Source organism: Bacillus cereus group sp. TH152-1LC (assembly GCF_027710505.1).
Lineage (GTDB): Bacteria > Bacillota > Bacilli > Bacillales > Bacillaceae_G > Bacillus_A > Bacillus_A mobilis.
The window spans coordinates 33,974-50,318 of sequence record NZ_JAQFNK010000022.1; the positions used below are offsets into that span (position 1 = coordinate 33,974).

The window sequence follows — 16,345 nt, forward strand, 5'->3', positions numbered from 1 at the left end:
AAATTGGAGGAATGGAATCTTGGAACGTGAACTCGCACTAGAAATTGTCCGTGTAACAGAAGCAGCAGCATTAGCATCCGCACAGTGGATGGGCCGCGGAAAGAAAAACGAAGCAGATGATGCAGCAACTACAGCAATGCGTGATATGTTTGATTCAGTAAACATGGCAGGTACAGTTGTAATCGGTGAAGGAGAACTTGATGAAGCACCGATGTTGTATATTGGTGAAGAGCTAGGAACAGGTAACGGTCCAGAAGTAGACATCGCCGTTGACCCATTAGAAGGTACAAACATCGTTGCAAAAGGTCTTGCAAATGCAATGGCAGTTATCGCAATCGCAGATAAAGGAAACCTTCTTCATGCTCCTGATATGTACATGGAAAAAATCGCGGTTGGTCCAAAAGCAGCTGGTAAAATTAGCTTAGATGATCCAATTGAAAAAACAATTGAAATTGTAGCAGAAGCTAACAATAAAAAGATTCGTGATCTAACAGTTATCGTTCAAGAACGTGAACGTCATCAAGATATCATTGACCGTGTTCGTGCAAAAGGTGCACGCGTAAAATTATTTGGTGATGGTGATGTTGGTGCGTCAATCGCTACAGCACTACCTGGAACGGGTATTGATTTATTCGTAGGTATTGGTGGAGCTCCAGAAGGTGTTATTTCTGCAGCAGCATTAAAATGCCTTGAAGGTGAAATGCAAGCTCGCTTAGTTCCAATGAACGAAGAAGAAGAAGCTCGTTGTCGTGAAATGGGATTAGAAGACCCTCGTCAACTTCTTATGTTAGATGACTTAGTATCTGGGGATGATGCAATCTTCTCAGCAACTGGTGTATCTGCTGGTGAGTTATTAGACGGTGTGAAATTCCTTGGCGGAGATTTAGCTGAAACATATTCTATCGTTATGCGTTACAAAACAAGAACGGTACGATTCATTAAAACGCATCACCATTTAGATCATAAACCACACTTAAACTTAGATATTTAATAAAGGAGCCATGTGTATGGAAGAACGTTTCTTTCTGTACGACGATACAGTCGCTACAAGAACTCGTTTCGTTAGCTTTATGGGAGAAAATGAGCGTCATGATTTAGCGCTTTTATACTCCGATCGTCATTACGGTAAAACAATTGTCCTTGATATGCAGCGCAATAAATTTGCAATCATCGGTCCTGACGATTTAAACGAACCAGGCTACTTAGAGCATGCATTTTCTATGACTGAAGAAATTGCAGAAGAACTACGCTCATTTTTATTTGAACTTATATAATTTATCGTATGCACCAGCTATTTTAGCTGGTGTTTTTCCGCTTTAAGTATTTCGAATTTTCAAACCAATATGTTATAATTAAGAATAAATCTATTTGGATAGAAAGGACGTTATCTACGTATGCCAACATTTACTTTGTAATGGACCAGCAATTGGATAGCATTACTCTCAAAAAAGCACCTCGCTTTTTCAAGGGAGTAGTCTGCCCATTCCCATTACAAAGGAACGTAACGCATCTGTAGTATGATGTTTACGGAGGTTCCTCTTTGGGGAACCTCCTTTTATTTTTGTCTATTTCTCATGTCTTCATACTACAAGACATCCAAATAGCTGTATTACGTTCCTTTACCACTACTATAAGAGGTGAAGGAAAATGCAGAAAGTACAACTTTCTTGGAGTTTATATGAAAATGAACAAAACACAATCGAAAAGTATTGTAAAAATTGCAGCCGCACTACCCTATTTACTGACACGAATATTCGTAGGCATAACGCCAACGGAAAAAATATATACCGCTTTGCCATTTATAAATGTCCGAAAGATCATACGTGGAATCAAAAACTTCGTATTTATAAAGCATTTACTGATCACGTTGAAACAGTCGACATGACGCCGCAAGATCAAACAGAAACAACTACTACCATTTCCATTACGCAGCATAAGGAAAACGGCATAGCCGAAATCACGATCGTATTAGATATCGTTTTCGGTTCACACCGAATGGATAAAGCTTTATCCACATATATTTCCGACTGGAGCCGTACACGCATTGTGGATAAAATTAAAAATGGGGATATTCAATTGAACGGACAACATATGAAACCAAACGCAATACTTTCTGAAGGTGATTCTATTTCAATTTGTTTGTGAGCAAGTAAAAAAATCCTCTTACAATCGTAAGAGGATTTTTTTATTTCTTCACTTTTCGTAATACGAAGTGTGCACAACCGAAGTTACAGTACTCGTATAAATACTCTGATAAAGTACTAATTTTCGTATCATATGTCGAACGTTGATTACTATCATCAAAGAAACCGCGCAATCTAAGTTGCTCATAACCCCAGTCCCCAACGATGTAATCATATTTATTTAAAATTTCTGCGTAACGCTCTTTAAATGCTTCTTCACTAAAACCATCACGAAAGTTTTTAATTACTTCGTACTGAACATTATTAATGCTCACCGTAGCATGCATCTCTTGCTCTTGCTTTTGCTCCATCATTAACTTCCTCTCTAAGCATTCTTCTTTTTATCGTATCACAAAGCATACCAACCAACAATTTCAAATACAAAAAATTGAAAATTAGTGCATGCTATGGAGAAGGAGGTGATACATCGTGAAAAAACAAATTATACTCTCTCTCCTCACTCTTTCCTTATTTGCAGGCTGTCAATCAACGAATAAAGCCGAAATGGAACGTGAAGAAGGAAGTCGTGTTCTTGTTTCCAATAAAAACGACATGTATCATACGGAAAATACAAATACACGACTTACAAGAGTCGGTTATTCATCTAAACAAAAACATGAAGTATCTAACAAACAAGTAGGAGCCATTAACCGTGAGAAAGTCGCTGAAATGATTACAAGCATGACAGTCAAACTTCCCGACGTTACAAACGCTGCTACGCTCGTTACAGATGATGAAGTATTTGTTGTATACCGTGCAAACACAACTGATCCAAAACTCGTAGCAGATCAAGTATATAAAGCTGCTTTGTCCATCGTCCCTCGCTATTATAAAGCATATGTATCAACAGACCAAAAGTTGATTTCTCAAATTCAAGGCCTTCAATCTGGCGCTTTAAATGATACAGAATATACACAGAGCCTCGACATGCTAAAACGAGAAATGAGTAAAAATCCTCATTTAAACAATACAGGGGATCAGACTTTGAATGATATGATTAAAAAATAAAGAAGATGGAGAAAACCTCCACCTTCTTTATTTTTGACTATTTCTTACGATCCGCATAAACCGCCATCGTATCACACATAAACTGTGCTAATCCTTCGCCAAACTTATCAATATTTTTCGTGAAGCGCTCATCAGCGACGTACATTTGACCGAGTCCTTTAAAAGCATCTAATGAATATTCACCGAAGTTTTGCAAGTAATCGTACCATACTCCTATTGCTTCCTGTGCCTCTTTAGAATCTGGTGCGCCGTGTCTAAGCGCCGCTAAATTTCTGTAAATCGTATTGAACTCTTCTTGATTATCTTTTGACATACCTTTTGCATATTTGTTCGCTTTATCTACAGCTGCGTCTCCCCATCTTTCACGCGCTTCTTCTTCGTACGGATTATGGCTGAAATCGAAGCCTTCAAATTTCTCTTTGTTCGTCATTTCAATCTCTCCTTTTGTATGTTGAATTGTTTTATCAATCGTCGCAATCACTTTATCTAACCTGGCACGCTTTTCAATAAGCATTTTCTTATGAAGCTGTAGCGCTTCTTCTCGGTCAAATGATGGACTCATGATAATTTCTTTAATCTTCTTCAAAGGGAAGCCTAACTCTTTAAAAAATAAAATTTGCTGCAATGTCTCTAAATTTTCATTGGAATACAGACGATATCCAGACTCTGTCGTCTCATCTGGGGTTAACAACCCAATTTCATCATAATGATGCAGTGTGCGCACACTAATTCCAACTAAATTAGCTACTTCTTTTACCTTCATTGTCATCTGTATCTCCCCCTTAATACATACGATAAAGTATGACGCAACGTTAGAGTCAATAAATACATTCATTTTTTGTTAAAAGTTTCATCTCCACTATATTTCATGCATAATAGATATGTACATATATTAGAAAGCGGTGAAAGTATGGTTTCAAGTACGGTAATTGCCAGTATCACAATTCAACTTGTGCTTTCGATCCTGGTACCTATTATTGCGTTTGTTTATTTTCGTAAAAAATATCATATTAATTGGAAAGTAGTCGGCGTTGGTGTTCTTATTTTTATTGGGTTTACCCAAATTCTCGAAACACCGTTCCACCTATTTATGCGTGGTAATCCAGAAATCGCTCCAATTTTAGAAAATCCATTTGTCTTTGCACTTTATGGCGGACTAACTGCTGGTGTTTTTGAAGAACTAGGTCGTTTCGTTGCCTTTTACTACTTATTGAAAAAATATCGTGAGTATACAGACGGTCTTGCATACGGAATTGGCCACGGCGGTATTGAATCGATTTTAGTTGGCGGATTCGCGGGGCTTCAAACTCTTACCTTCGCAACATCTATTAATAACGGTAGCTTCGCTCAAATGGTTGATCAATATCCACAGTTAATCCATATTAAGGACTTGTTAATAGAGCAACCTGCTTATTTATACTTATTTGGTAGCCTAGAAAGAATTATGGCATTAGTACTGCAAATCGCCTTTACAATGCTTGTCTTATACGCAGTAAAACAGAAGAAATATATCTTCCTTGTTTACGCTATATTATTCCACGCATTTGTAGACTTTTTCGCGGCGCTTTACCAAACACAAACAATCAATATCTTTGTTGCAGAAGGAATTACCCTTCTCTTCACAATTGGTGCTGTCATTCTTATTCGTAAAATGAAAGAGAAATTAATGAGTGTGCCAGCGTAAAAATAACCCACCAGTTGGTGGGTTATTTTTATATGGATTATCATAATGATGATAGCTTTTTCCCTCTTGCAGCTTCCTCTTCGTTTCTGCATCTATAACAATATACTTATGAAATTCGTCTGCTTCGTTTTGAGAAAAGGACGCGAAAAAATAAACTTGGCGATCAGGGTGAATAAAAGAATCTTGAAACACCACACTACCCCGACAACCCACAGCTGTTTTTTGTAGGAAAGAAAATTCTTCATCAGGCACTTCTTTAAATGAGATTTTTTTTCGAACGCTATATGCTGCATTTTTATATTCTTTATACACCTTTTCATCTAACTGTTCATAAAACACATCTTCACTCACAAACGATTTATTTCGGTTGCTTGGATAATTTAATTTTGTATTCGATTCTGCATATGTTGTGGACAAGTGTATTAAAAAACACAAACTGAATACGATACATATCAATTTTTTCATCATTGCACCTCAAATGTTCATTATCCACATTACTTTTCCACATATTAAAATCATTATGCCGTTTCCAATAAAAAGGAATTTTTTCCACATTTGTCGAAGTATATAGCGTCAACTTGAAAGATGGGGATGAATTATGAAGAAATTAATTATAATACGACATTGTTCAGCAACTGGCCAAGAACGTGATGCCGAATTAACGATTGCAGGAAAAAACCAAGCCAGCACCCTTGCGACATTCCTCTTAGAAAACCAACTACAAATAGATCATATTATTTCAAGCCCATTTGTGCGAGCTATCGATTCTATTCGGCCCTATGCGCTCCAAGCTAACTTGTCTATCCAAGAAGATGAAAGATTAGCTGAACGCATACTAAGCGACGTTCCAATGGACGATTGGATGCAAAAACTAGAATCTACTTTTACAAATATAGATATTGCCTTTTCAGGCGGAGAGTCGACAAAACAAGCAACGGACCGTGCTATATCGCTTATCCAAGACGTTTTAAAATTAAACCATACTACAACACTACTCGTTACACATGGAAACTTACTTACGCTCATTTTAAAGCACTTTGATCATACGATTGGTTTTAATGAATGGAGAGCTCTAACGAATCCTGATATTTACGAAATTACAATTGATGAACAATATGTCCTAAAACGATTATGGGAAGCACCGCCCGAGTAATATCTCTTTCCAACACATTCAGTTGACGCCACGAGAAGAAACTGTACTAACAATAGAAAGGGGTATCACTCCATATGTACGAAGATGTACTTGCTTTACTACATAAAACAAATGCTTCTTACGAAAAGTTTGAACACGAACCAGTACTCAATTATGAAACAGATCGTATCGTACGTGAAAGGCTTGGCTTACACGGCACTCCAAGTAAAAGCTTATTTTTAAAATCAAAGTCGGGAAATTATTACGTATTTTTTACGTTAGAGGGCACAAGACTCAACCGAGGAGAGATGAAAGAAATAACAGGAGAAAGCTTATCTCTCTGTTCTCCCGATGAGCTAAGAGAAGAAACTGGCTGTACGCCAGGATGTGTCGCTCCTTTCGGTTATTCACAGCATGTAACGCTTATTGTGGATTGTGCGATTTATACTTACGACAAAATTTTAATTACACCTGGTGTACCTGAATTTACAATTGAATTATCCACAGAGGAATTAAAGAAAATCTTATTAACATGCCCGAATACTGTTTTAGAATATAAACAAAAAGAGAGCCAATGATCGGCTCTCTTTTTTCATTATTTTGCTTCTGCTGTTTTTTCTTTTGCAGAACGAACCTGCTCGTCCGCATGGTAAGAAGAACGCACAAGTGGACCAGCTTCACAGTGGCTAAAGCCTTTGCTAAGTGCAATTTCTTTAAGCTCTGCAAATTCTGCTGGTGGGTAATATTTAAGAACTGGTAAATGCTTCTTAGATGGTTGTAGGTATTGTCCAAGAGTTAAAATATCCACATTGTTTGCACGTAAGTCATCCATTGCTTCAATTAAATCTTCTCTCGTTTCACCTAAGCCCACCATAATGCTCGATTTAGTTGGAATATCAGGCTGCATTTCTTTCGCTCGACGTAAAAACTCTAATGAACGGTCATATTTTGCTCTAGCGCGAACTCGGTTAGATAATCGACGTACTGTTTCAATGTTATGGTTTAAAATATCTGGTTTTGCATCCATTAACATTTTTAAGTTTTCTTCTACTCCACCCATATCAGATGGTAATACTTCGATTGACGTAAATGGATTTTTACGACGTACAGCGCGTACTGTTTCAGCAAAAACAGCTGCTCCCCCGTCTTTTAAATCATCACGTGCAACCGCTGTTATAACAACGTGCTTTAAGCCCATTTGTACTACAGAATCTGCTACGCGTTCTGGCTCTTGTAAATCAAGCTCAGTTGGTAAGCCTGTTTTAACCGCACAAAAACGACAAGCACGTGTACAAACCGCACCTAAAATCATAAATGTTGCTGTTTTTCTTACAGCCCAGCATTCATGAATATTCGGACATTTTGCTTCTTCACAAACTGTATGAAGATTCTTAGAACGCATCATTTTCTTTAAGCCTGTATAGTTTTCATTCGTGTTTAACTTAATTTTCAACCATTCGGGCTTGCGCTTATATTCTGTTTGTTTTGTCATGGTTATCAACTCCGCACAATATGAAATAGTTTACCGTGTTCGCTTCTTTCAATGTAACATATCTATTCTAACGTATGAAAGCGATTTGCTCAAATGAAGATTCTAAGATTTTTTCCAATCGTTCCCTATAATGAAATACTCCGTATATCCCACACTAAAAAGAGTGATGTTGTGAAAGGAGTCTATTTCATGCTTCGAAAAATTTCTCTTTTGCTTTCGATTTGCTTTCTTCTCCACCAAAACATCGCTTACGGTGAAGATAATCAGCAAAGCATATACGAAAAGCGCATGGCACTATATAAAGAAACCGAGCAATCTTCAGGCATTCCGTGGTATTACTTAGCTGCAATGGATCAATATGAAAGAAATATACGGAGCGTAAGAAAAGATATTCCGAAAAAACCAGATGCCATCATTTCCCTTTATTTCAAACCCGAAATATGGGCTGGACCTGTTAATGGTAACGACACTCTCCCCCATACAATTTCTTTATTTGGCGGGATGGGTTTAGATGGTGACAAAGATGGATTTGCAAATGCAAATAACGACCGTGATCTTTTGCATACAGCAGCAACGATTTTAAAGAAACAAGGAACGTCCGAAGACCGTGTTCACATTATGCTTTGGGAGTATTATAGACGTGCGAAAACAGTTGAATTAATTACCGAATACGCCCAAATTTATAAACATTATGGACGTATTAATTTAGAAGGAAATGCTTTCCCACTTCCAATTCGTAGCGACCATAGCTACCGTAGTACTTTTGGCGCTGGAAGAAGTTTTGGTGGAAGAAGAGTTCATGAAGGAACCGATATTTTTGCAGGCTATGGCGTACCAGTAAGATCCACTTGCTATGGCATCATTGAAACAAAAGGCTGGAACCGCCTTGGTGGATGGCGTATCGGTATTCGCGACCTACACAACAATTACCATTATTACGCTCATTTAGGCGGATTCTCAAAAGAGATACAACTTGGACAAATTGTTGAACCCGGAAAAGTAATCGGATTTGTCGGTAGCACCGGTTATGGACCTCCCGGTACAGCGGGAAAATTTCCTCCTCACTTACATTTCGGCATGTATAAAGACAATGGCTATACAGAATGGGCTTTCGATCCATACATGCATTTAAGTCTTTGGGAGCGAAAAGAACGCGCGAATACAAAACGATAACCGTAGCAATATGCTACGGTTATTTTTTATATTTGGCTAACTATCCGTTTTCTTTTTATCAGGTACAACAACACTTCCGCTTCCGTAATACGTAGGCACTTCCCCTTGAACAATGCGCGTTGCAATCGGAACATCTTGTTTTACTTTTATTTCTTTCGTATGAAATGGAATAATCACTTGCAACGTGACTTCCATCTCCATAATAATTTGAATCGCTGTCGTATTGATCCCGTGCGGTTCAATTTTTTGTTTAATATCCGTATTCACATGACCAATCGTCGTGAAATCAATTGGAATATCAGGTCCTATATTTCCAAGAAGCGCATTATCCGTTACACGACCAAAAGGAACTGCCATCGTTGCTCCATTTTTTTCAGAAATACCTAGCCCCTTCAAATCACCTTGTTCTACTTGCTGTAAATATTTTTCTATGTATGTGGTCGTTGACGTTACGATTTCATTTACTTGCTTCGTATTTAAATTAATTGTGGATACTTTCCCGTTTTTATCATTTTGTACTTTCATTAATGAATCGACATCGAATCCTTCATTCATTCTATCTTTTACCGCCTTCGTCATAATCGCTGTCGCCATTTTATGCGTCTCTACTTCTCCATATTTAAGTAATGTCGGCTGAATGCTACTATTCACAATCCATAATCCTTGCACGAGTAATATAACAAAAAGAATAAACGACATAAGCAGTATGTACCGAAAGGAAATAGGTCCCCTTCGAAACCGCGAATTTTTCGAACGAAATATACTCATAAAAAAACCTCCTTCTTATATCATTTCTATGCAAGAAGGAGGGACGATATATGCTTATCTCATTTTTAATAATGCTTCTTTTCCGATTGTACCGGCCGTAATACCTAAAGCTTCGGCTTCAATCGTTACTGATTCTAGCGGTGCTTCAAGAAGTTGTTCAATCGTTCTTACACCAACCGCACGGCCAGCAATAATTCCTCGATCCCCTAACTTCTCATTTAAAAGACCTACATCTAATGCACCGCACATAATATATCCTTTATCGCTCATTACAGCTAGCAAATTTGTCTTTGGAAGTTTGACGCTAACCGCAATAAACGTATAATTATCGATTATAATTGGCTCCACATTAACCATAGTTCACACTCCTCTCTTTCTTATCTGTATGACAAGAGAAAAATGAGTGTTACAAGTAACTAGCCTATAGTTTGACGGAAGATGTATGAGTTATCAACACGTCTGTTAACACATCTCTGAGTAACTCTGGCATATAATATTGTTTGTCAGAAAGTGTGGATAGCTCTGGGTATAAGTAGCCGAATGTAAACATATCAATCGTTCCTACTGTATATATACGATCTAATTCCAGCGATTGCCCGTTAATCAATACATCTTCGAGTAAAATTTTATTCCCAGGAATCGTATCTGGAATAACTTCTACACCAGCGTAAATCATTTTCCCCATCACTTTCCCGCGAAATCCAAATCCCTTTACCTCAAGGTTCTCCATATTCGGACGACGCGCTTTCAAAATAACTTCTCTTAACGTTTTTCCTGGCACTTTTAATAAACATGGATTAATGGGATGTGGACAAATTCTGTGAATATCTCCGCGCGTCACAACACCTTCATTTAATCCCTCTAATAGCACACCAGCGTTCACCATGCCGATTTCTGCACCACACCACGTTTTCAGCGCACTTGCTAACATGTGCGAAAATGATGTCTCCTGAAACCAATCGACCGGTAATGCTTCCTTTACATGAACGACAGGCTCGGCCATAATCTGTTTACTTTCTTCCTGCAGCAATTCAATTGTGGATAACGGTTTGCTATAAGCACCTAAACGTTCTGTCTTAATCGCTCTACCGTCTTTTTTCAACAGCTTCTTCGTCTCTTTATCCACAGTAAGCTGGACGTGCCCAACGTAACGTCCCCACTTTTCACAACAACAAAGTAACGTATTATTCATAAGAACGCCACGCTCAAATAAATGGTGCGTATGTGCCCCTAAAATAACATCTACATCATAATGCTCTGCCATATACTCATCCATGCTTTTTCCAAGATGAGAAAGGACAACTGTAACATGAGCCTCATCTCGCACTTCTTCTAAAATAGACTCTAAATGGATAAGCGGATCTTCAATATGCCAATCGAGCATTTGATAAAACTCTGGATAAGCTACCGTTAATCCGATAAAAGCAATCGTAATCCCGTCTGTCGTCGTATGTAATTTATAAGGCTTCGCCCACGCTGGACGTACCCCTTCTTTTTCAAATAAATTCGCAACGAGCACCTCAAATCCAGCATCATCATATAGACGATTCAAATGCTCCTTCGCTAACGTAATGCCTTCATTATTTCCGATCGTTATATAATCATATAACGCCTCATTTAAAAGCTTCGTATTCCCAAGGCCATTTGTCGCTTCCGAAATACTATGAAAACGATCCACATGATCACCGATATCAACCGTCAAAACAGTCTCTCCCGCTTCCTGTCTTCGCTTTTTCTCCCCTAGAACAAACCGAGAAATTTGCGGCCAATTTTCAAAATGACTATGTATATCGTTTGTATGATAAAGATGGATGATTGTTTCTTTATTTATATTCAGAGAAAAAACCTCCTCTCAGTTCCTTACTGCCATTTACGCTATGCGTACGCAATAATCCTGTAAATACTTTTCGTCTTTTCTTGCTATTTTACATTGTACTCGCATTGAGAGAAAAAGCAAAAGATTGCCCTTTTTGATAGGAAAACTTTTTCTAGTTTGTGTAAGGGTTTTAGGTGGAGGAGGTGTTTTTTTGTGGTTGGGGTTCGGGAGGGGGATTTGTCAAAAAGTTTAACCGAGTTTTTTATGGTTATTTTTCTGAGTGGTTTAGCAAGCAATTTGTTGGATTCTCCAATCGGATTTGTCAGTATCTTTTCCTTACTTCCAGTCGTTCTCTTTTCATATAAAATGTTGCGGGGTATATGAAGAATTTCTTTTGTCTTACTTTGTCGATAAGTCGATATTCCTTGTCGAATCGTCGATATATTTGAAAAATCGCTGATATATTTAACTGAACACCCGCCTGGGTATCCGATCCTGAACTAACCTAAACTGAATCGACCCAAACACAACATAAAAAAGCGCCCTGCATAGCAGGGCGCTTCCACTTTATATATTATCCAGTTCCAGCGGCTAGAATGTTCGGTGGCTTCACTTCTTCCTATGAGGCAAAAAGCGCCTCTACGTCAGAAGCTCCATCCCCCTCACATTCTGAACGAGCCGCTTCCACTTTAAATATTAACCAATAGAACCTTCCATCTCAAACTTGATTAGGCGGTTCATTTCAACTGCGTATTCCATTGGAAGTTCGCGTGTGAATGGCTCGATGAAGCCCATTACGATCATTTCTGTAGCTTCTTGCTCAGAAATACCGCGGCTCATTAGGTAGAATAATTGTTCTTCTGATACTTTCGATACTTTTGCTTCGTGCTCAAGTGAAACGTAATCGTTTTTGATTTCGTTGTAAGGAATTGTATCAGATGTAGATTGGTTATCCATGATTAACGTGTCACACTCGATGTTAGAGCGAGAGTTTTTCGCTTTTGGTCCGAAGTGTACGATACCACGGTAAGTTACTTTACCACCATGCTTCGCAATCGATTTAGAAACGATTGTTGAAGACGTGTTTGGTGCTAAGTGAATCATTTTCGCACCAGCATCTTGGTGTTGGCCTTTACCAGCAATCGCGATAGATAATGTTAAACCACGAGCGCCTTCGCCTTTTAAGATAACTGCTGGGTACTTCATCGTTAATTTAGATCCGATGTTACCGTCAATCCATTCCATCGTTGCGTTTTCTTCACAAACCGCACGTTTTGTAACTAGGTTGTATACGTTGTTCGCCCAGTTTTGGATTGTTGTATAACGACAATACGCATCTTTCTTAATGATGATTTCTACTACCGCACTGTGAAGTGAGTTAGTAGTGTAAACAGGTGCTGTACAACCTTCTACGTAGTGTACGTGTGCGCCTTCGTCTACGATGATAAGCGTACGCTCGAATTGTCCCATATTTTCAGAGTTAATACGGAAATACGCTTGAAGTGGTGTATCCACTTTAATACCTTTTGGAACGTAGATGAATGATCCACCAGACCAAACTGCAGAGTTTAATGCAGAGAATTTGTTGTCTGTTGGTGGGATTACTTTTCCGAAATGCTCACGGAAAATATCTTCGTTCTCTTTTAATGCGCTATCTGTATCTTTGAAGACGATTCCTAGAGCTTCTAGGTCTTCTTTCATGTTGTGGTATACAACCTCAGATTCGTACTGTGCAGATACACCAGCTAAATATTTTTGCTCAGCTTCTGGAATACCTAATTTATCAAATGTTGCTTTAATTTCATCAGGTACTTCATCCCAAGACTTCTCAGATTTCTCAGATGGTTTTACGTAGTACGTAATTTCATCGAAATCTAAGTCGTTTAAGTCGCCGCCCCATTGTGGCATTGGCATTTCATAGAACTTATCCAGTGATTTTAAACGGAAGTCTAACATCCACTGTGGTTCTTCTTTCATACGTGAAATCTCTTCAACGATCTCTTTTGTTAAACCGCGTCCAGCACGGAAAATCGAAACGTCTTTGTCTTTGAAACCATATTTATAATCGCCGATATCTGGCAGTTGCTTCGCCATGTTGGTGTGTCCCTCCTTAGATAACCTCGTTTTTAGGAACCTTTAACATTACTTATCTTCGTTTAAGCCCTTTTCTAACGCTTTCCACGCTAATGTTGCACATTTAATACGTGCCGGGAACTTGCATACGCCTTGTAATGCTTCAATATCTCCTAAATCAATGCTGTCATCGTACTCTTTTCCTAGCATCATGTCAGAGAAAATTTTAGAAAGCTGAAGTGCCTCTTCAATTTTCTTACCTTTTACTGCTTGTGTCATCATTGAAGCTGAAGACATTGAGATGGAACATCCTTCTCCTTCAAACTTCGCTTCTTGCACAATACCTTCTTCTACTTTCATCGTAAGTTGAATACGATCGCCGCAAGTTGGATTGTTCAAGTTAACTGTAACACTATCTTCTAACACGCCATTGTTACGAGGATTCTTATAATGATCCATAATAACTTGACGATATAACGTATCTAAATTATTAAATGACATTTGTGAAATACTCCTTTGTCTTGATTAGCGATTCAACAAATGTATCAATTTCTTCTTTTGTATTATATAAATAGAAGCTCGCACGTGCTGTAGAAGAAGCTTTCAGCCACTTCATAAGCGGTTGTGCACAGTGGTGTCCTGCGCGAACCGCAATGCCTTCTACATCTAATACTGTCGCTACATCGTGAGGATGTACGTCTTCAATATTAAATGTAACAAGACCAGCGCGATGCTTTGGACCATAAATTGTAACGCCATCTACTTCTGATAGTCTTTCTAAAGCATATTGCGCTAATTCATGTTCATGCTTTTCAATATTATCAAGACCGATTTCTTGTAGGAAATCAATTGCCGCTCCAAGTCCAATTGCATTACCGATAATCGGTGTACCTGCTTCAAACTTCCACGGAAGCTCTTTCCAAGTAGATTCTTGTAAATCTACGAAATCAATCATTTCACCGCCAAATTCAATTGGCTCCATATTGTTCAGCAATTCTTTTTTACCATATAATACGCCGATACCTGTAGGTCCGCACATCTTATGAGCAGATAATGCATAGAAATCACAGTTCAAATCTTGTACATCCACTTTCATATGAGGTGTACTTTGTGCACCGTCAACGACCATAATTGCGCCGTTTTCGTGTGCGATTGCTCCGATTTCTTTTACAGGGTTAATCGTTCCAAGCACGTTTGAAACTTGCATAATAGAAACGATTTTTGTATTCGATGTAACTGTTTGACGAACATCTTCTAAAGAAATTGTACCGTCTGGTTGAAGCGGAAGGTATTTTAAAGTTGCACCAGTTTTCTTCGCAACTTGTTGCCACGGAATGATGTTACTATGGTGCTCCATGTAAGAAATAACGATTTCATCGCCTTCTTTTACATTTTCAAGACCATAGCTAGCCGCTACTGTATTTAATGCAGTTGTCGTTCCGCGCGTGAAAATAATCTCTTCCATTGATTTCGCATTAATAAACTTGCGAACTTTCTCGCGTGCACCTTCATACGCGTCGGTAGCTTTCGTACCGAGCGTATGAACACCGCGATGCACGTTAGAATTATATTCTTTATAGTAACGTTCTAACGTTTCAATGACTTGAATTGGTTTTTGAGAAGTTGCTGCACTATCGAAATATACAAGTTGTTTGCCGTTCACTTTTTGATCAAGAATTGGAAACTGTTTGCGTATTTCATGAATATTCATTAGCGAACTTTCCTTTCAATTACCTCAACAAGCTGTGCTTTTACTCCTTCAATTGGAAGCTCATTTACTACAGGTGCTAAGAATCCATGGATGACTAAACGTTCTGCTTCGCGTTTTGGAATACCACGGCTCATCAAGTAGTATAATTGGTACGGATCTACGCGGCCTACTGAAGCTGCGTGACCTGCCATTACATCATCTTCGTCGATTAAAAGAATTGGGTTTGCATCACCGCGTGCTTTTTCATCTAACATAAGAACGCGAGAAGATTGTTGTGCATTTGATTTAGATGCACCGTGTTCAATCTTACCAATTCCGTTAAAGATAGATGTTGCACTATCTTTTTGTACACCGTGTTTTAAAATCCAACCTTCAGAGTGTTTACCGAAGTGAACAACTTTAGTTGTAAAGTTTTGCGTTTGGTTACCACGGCCAATTGTTACTGTTTTCGTATCAGCATATGAACCGTCGCCCATTAAGTTTGTAACGTTCTCTGAAATTGTGTTTCCGTCATTCATAAGGCCTAGAGCCCAATCAATGCGGCCGTCGCGTCCTACAACACCGCGGCGGTTAACGTAAGTTGTTACGTCTTTCGCTAATAGATCAACCGCACCGAATTTCACTTGTGCGCCTTGTTCCACAATTACTTCTGCTACGATATTTGCAATACCTTTAGCATTTTCATTTGCAACGTAGTTTTCTACATAAGTTGCAGTACTGTTCGCATCAGCTACGAATAATACGTGGTTATATACGTTAGCTTCTTCGCCGTCTACTAAGAATACAGCTTGAAGTGGAGTTTCAAGAACAACGTTTTTCGGAACATATACGAATGCACCGCCGTTGATTAATGCAGCATGAAGTGCAGTTAAACGATGCTCGTCTACCTTCACGCCGTCTTTCATTAAATACTTTTGTAATAGTTCAGCATGCTCTGTTGCAGCTGTTACGATATCTGTAAAAATAACACCTTTTTCTTTTGCTTCGTCTGCTAAAGAAACGAACGCAGTTGTACCAGTACGTTGTACTAATACGCTGTTATTTTCATCGATTAAGTTTTTCACTGCCTCTGGAAGCTCTGTTAAAGAACTTACAGGCTCTTGCTTAGCAGCGTCGCCTTTTCCGATAAAGTCCCATTTCTCAATTTTCGTTTTATCAGGCGTTGGCATTGGAAGTTCAGTTGCTTGTGCAAGAGCTTGTAAGCGGAACTCAGTCAACCAAGCAGCTTCGTTTACTTCGCTTGCGCGTTGACGGATTGTTTCTTGATCGAAAGGTAATGTACCGATTGTCATGTTTATGCTCCTC

The 16,345-nt window shown here is 38.7% G+C and carries 19 protein-coding genes; 8 read left to right on the forward strand and 11 right to left on the reverse strand.

Translation table 11 applies throughout. From position 1 onward, the window contains the following. Nucleotides 1–19 precede the first annotated feature (19 nt). The 3 genes from glpX to PDL00_RS28700 all read left to right on the forward strand — a co-directional run bounded on the left by glpX (nucleotide 20) and on the right by PDL00_RS28700 (nucleotide 2,145). The gene (gene glpX / locus PDL00_RS28690; RefSeq protein WP_000439090.1) at nucleotides 20–991 is read left to right on the forward strand and encodes a class II fructose-bisphosphatase; all 972 of its coding nucleotides are present in this window, start codon (nucleotides 20–22) and stop codon (nucleotides 989–991) included. A 16-nt stretch (nucleotides 992–1,007) separates the two neighbouring features. Further along, nucleotides 1,008–1,274 (forward strand): DUF3055 domain-containing protein, encoded by a 267-nt coding sequence (locus tag PDL00_RS28695; protein WP_000392615.1) that lies wholly within the window; start codon nucleotides 1,008–1,010, stop codon nucleotides 1,272–1,274. 373 nt (nucleotides 1,275–1,647) lie between these two features. After that, entirely contained in the window at nucleotides 1,648–2,145 is a 498-nt protein-coding gene (locus PDL00_RS28700; protein ID WP_270732892.1) for a cytoplasmic protein, read from the forward strand. Nucleotides 2,146–2,185: 40 nt separating this feature from the next. Here the strand turns inward: PDL00_RS28700 and PDL00_RS28705 are convergent, their stop codons facing one another. Next, the gene (locus tag PDL00_RS28705; protein ID WP_002003766.1) at nucleotides 2,186–2,497 is read right to left on the reverse strand and encodes a YutD family protein; all 312 of its coding nucleotides are present in this window, start codon (nucleotides 2,495–2,497) and stop codon (nucleotides 2,186–2,188) included. A 115-nt stretch (nucleotides 2,498–2,612) separates the two neighbouring features. Between PDL00_RS28705 and PDL00_RS28710 the strand changes: the two genes are divergently transcribed. Further along, a complete protein-coding gene (locus PDL00_RS28710; RefSeq protein WP_002191082.1) occupies nucleotides 2,613–3,191 on the forward strand; it encodes a YhcN/YlaJ family sporulation lipoprotein in 579 nt (192 codons plus the stop codon). 37 nt (nucleotides 3,192–3,228) lie between these two features. Here PDL00_RS28710 and PDL00_RS28715 read toward each other — a convergent pair whose 3' ends face one another. Beyond that, nucleotides 3,229–3,960, reverse strand: a complete 732-nt coding sequence (locus PDL00_RS28715; RefSeq protein WP_270732895.1) for a MerR family transcriptional regulator — start codon at nucleotides 3,958–3,960, stop codon at nucleotides 3,229–3,231. Nucleotides 3,961–4,059: 99 nt separating this feature from the next. On the opposite strand from PDL00_RS28715, the gene PDL00_RS28720 reads away from it, so the two are divergent. Beyond that, nucleotides 4,060–4,875 (forward strand): YhfC family intramembrane metalloprotease, encoded by an 816-nt coding sequence (locus tag PDL00_RS28720; RefSeq protein ID WP_270732898.1) that lies wholly within the window; start codon nucleotides 4,060–4,062, stop codon nucleotides 4,873–4,875. Here the strand turns inward: PDL00_RS28720 and PDL00_RS28725 are convergent. Next, complete coding sequence (locus tag PDL00_RS28725) at nucleotides 4,855–5,340, reverse strand: hypothetical protein (protein ID WP_270732901.1); 486 nt, start codon at nucleotides 5,338–5,340, stop codon at nucleotides 4,855–4,857. The genes PDL00_RS28720 and PDL00_RS28725 overlap by 21 nt on opposite strands. Before the next feature lie 133 nt (nucleotides 5,341–5,473). Here PDL00_RS28725 and PDL00_RS28730 point away from each other — a divergent pair, with 133 nt between their 5' ends. Both PDL00_RS28730 and PDL00_RS28735 read left to right on the forward strand, forming a co-directional pair. Then, a complete protein-coding gene (locus tag PDL00_RS28730; protein ID WP_270732904.1) occupies nucleotides 5,474–6,028 on the forward strand; it encodes a histidine phosphatase family protein in 555 nt (184 codons plus the stop codon). A gap of 74 nt (nucleotides 6,029–6,102) precedes the next feature. Beyond that, the gene (locus PDL00_RS28735) at nucleotides 6,103–6,585 is read left to right on the forward strand and encodes a YbaK/EbsC family protein (RefSeq protein WP_242256803.1); all 483 of its coding nucleotides are present in this window, start codon (nucleotides 6,103–6,105) and stop codon (nucleotides 6,583–6,585) included. A 17-nt stretch (nucleotides 6,586–6,602) separates the two neighbouring features. Here PDL00_RS28735 and lipA read toward each other — a convergent pair whose 3' ends face one another. Continuing rightward, nucleotides 6,603–7,499: a lipoyl synthase gene (gene lipA, locus PDL00_RS28740; protein ID WP_000166375.1), complete on the reverse strand. Its 897-nt coding sequence runs from the start codon at nucleotides 7,497–7,499 to the stop codon at nucleotides 6,603–6,605. Nucleotides 7,500–7,688: 189 nt separating this feature from the next. Here lipA and PDL00_RS28745 point away from each other — a divergent pair, with 189 nt between their 5' ends. Then, nucleotides 7,689–8,672, forward strand: coding sequence for a M23 family metallopeptidase (locus PDL00_RS28745; protein WP_270732906.1), 984 nt, complete (start codon nucleotides 7,689–7,691; stop codon nucleotides 8,670–8,672). A 36-nt stretch (nucleotides 8,673–8,708) separates the two neighbouring features. On the opposite strand, the gene yunB is transcribed toward PDL00_RS28745, so the two are convergent. The 7 genes from yunB to sufD form a co-directional block, all read right to left on the reverse strand. After that, the gene (yunB, locus tag PDL00_RS28750) at nucleotides 8,709–9,440 is read right to left on the reverse strand and encodes a sporulation protein YunB (protein WP_270732908.1); all 732 of its coding nucleotides are present in this window, start codon (nucleotides 9,438–9,440) and stop codon (nucleotides 8,709–8,711) included. Nucleotides 9,441–9,494: 54 nt separating this feature from the next. Further along, on the reverse strand, nucleotides 9,495–9,797 hold the full coding sequence (locus PDL00_RS28755; RefSeq protein WP_000248463.1) for a YunC family protein: 303 nt from the start codon (nucleotides 9,795–9,797) through the stop codon (nucleotides 9,495–9,497). A gap of 64 nt (nucleotides 9,798–9,861) precedes the next feature. Then, the gene (locus PDL00_RS28760; protein ID WP_333563542.1) at nucleotides 9,862–11,277 is read right to left on the reverse strand and encodes a bifunctional metallophosphatase/5'-nucleotidase; all 1,416 of its coding nucleotides are present in this window, start codon (nucleotides 11,275–11,277) and stop codon (nucleotides 9,862–9,864) included. 675 nt (nucleotides 11,278–11,952) lie between these two features. Further along, on the reverse strand, nucleotides 11,953–13,350 hold the full coding sequence (sufB, locus tag PDL00_RS28765; RefSeq protein ID WP_001118824.1) for a Fe-S cluster assembly protein SufB: 1,398 nt from the start codon (nucleotides 13,348–13,350) through the stop codon (nucleotides 11,953–11,955). A gap of 48 nt (nucleotides 13,351–13,398) precedes the next feature. Beyond that, complete coding sequence (gene sufU, locus PDL00_RS28770) at nucleotides 13,399–13,830, reverse strand: Fe-S cluster assembly sulfur transfer protein SufU (protein WP_000009525.1); 432 nt, start codon at nucleotides 13,828–13,830, stop codon at nucleotides 13,399–13,401. Next, nucleotides 13,820–15,040: a cysteine desulfurase SufS gene (gene sufS, locus PDL00_RS28775; RefSeq protein WP_270732913.1), complete on the reverse strand. Its 1,221-nt coding sequence runs from the start codon at nucleotides 15,038–15,040 to the stop codon at nucleotides 13,820–13,822. Before sufS ends, sufU begins: the two co-directional genes overlap by 11 nt. After that, nucleotides 15,040–16,332 (reverse strand): Fe-S cluster assembly protein SufD, encoded by a 1,293-nt coding sequence (gene sufD, locus PDL00_RS28780; protein WP_000152177.1) that lies wholly within the window; start codon nucleotides 16,330–16,332, stop codon nucleotides 15,040–15,042. The genes sufS and sufD overlap by 1 nt, the downstream gene beginning before the upstream one ends. Nucleotides 16,333–16,345 lie beyond the last annotated feature (13 nt).

Coding starts and splice junctions, on each gene's coding strand:
- PDL00_RS28695 (WP_000392615.1), top strand. CDS start 1,008: ATGGAAGAACGTTTCTTTCTGTACGACGATACAGTCGCTACAAGAACT.
- PDL00_RS28700 (WP_270732892.1), top strand. CDS start 1,648: ATGCAGAAAGTACAACTTTCTTGGAGTTTATATGAAAATGAACAAAAC.
- PDL00_RS28705 (WP_002003766.1), bottom strand. CDS start 2,497: ATGATGGAGCAAAAGCAAGAGCAAGAGATGCATGCTACGGTGAGCATT.
- PDL00_RS28715 (WP_270732895.1), bottom strand. CDS start 3,960: ATGACAATGAAGGTAAAAGAAGTAGCTAATTTAGTTGGAATTAGTGTG.
- PDL00_RS28720 (WP_270732898.1), top strand. CDS start 4,060: ATGCATAATAGATATGTACATATATTAGAAAGCGGTGAAAGTATGGTT.
- PDL00_RS28725 (WP_270732901.1), bottom strand. CDS start 5,340: ATGAAAAAATTGATATGTATCGTATTCAGTTTGTGTTTTTTAATACAC.
- PDL00_RS28730 (WP_270732904.1), top strand. CDS start 5,474: ATGAAGAAATTAATTATAATACGACATTGTTCAGCAACTGGCCAAGAA.
- PDL00_RS28735 (WP_242256803.1), top strand. CDS start 6,103: ATGTACGAAGATGTACTTGCTTTACTACATAAAACAAATGCTTCTTAC.
- lipA (WP_000166375.1), bottom strand. CDS start 7,499: ATGACAAAACAAACAGAATATAAGCGCAAGCCCGAATGGTTGAAAATT.
- PDL00_RS28745 (WP_270732906.1), top strand. CDS start 7,689: ATGCTTCGAAAAATTTCTCTTTTGCTTTCGATTTGCTTTCTTCTCCAC.
- yunB (WP_270732908.1), bottom strand. CDS start 9,440: ATGAGTATATTTCGTTCGAAAAATTCGCGGTTTCGAAGGGGACCTATT.
- PDL00_RS28755 (WP_000248463.1), bottom strand. CDS start 9,797: ATGGTTAATGTGGAGCCAATTATAATCGATAATTATACGTTTATTGCG.
- sufB (WP_001118824.1), bottom strand. CDS start 13,350: ATGGCGAAGCAACTGCCAGATATCGGCGATTATAAATATGGTTTCAAA.
- sufU (WP_000009525.1), bottom strand. CDS start 13,830: ATGTCATTTAATAATTTAGATACGTTATATCGTCAAGTTATTATGGAT.
- sufS (WP_270732913.1), bottom strand. CDS start 15,040: ATGAATATTCATGAAATACGCAAACAGTTTCCAATTCTTGATCAAAAA.
- sufD (WP_000152177.1), bottom strand. CDS start 16,332: ATGACAATCGGTACATTACCTTTCGATCAAGAAACAATCCGTCAACGC.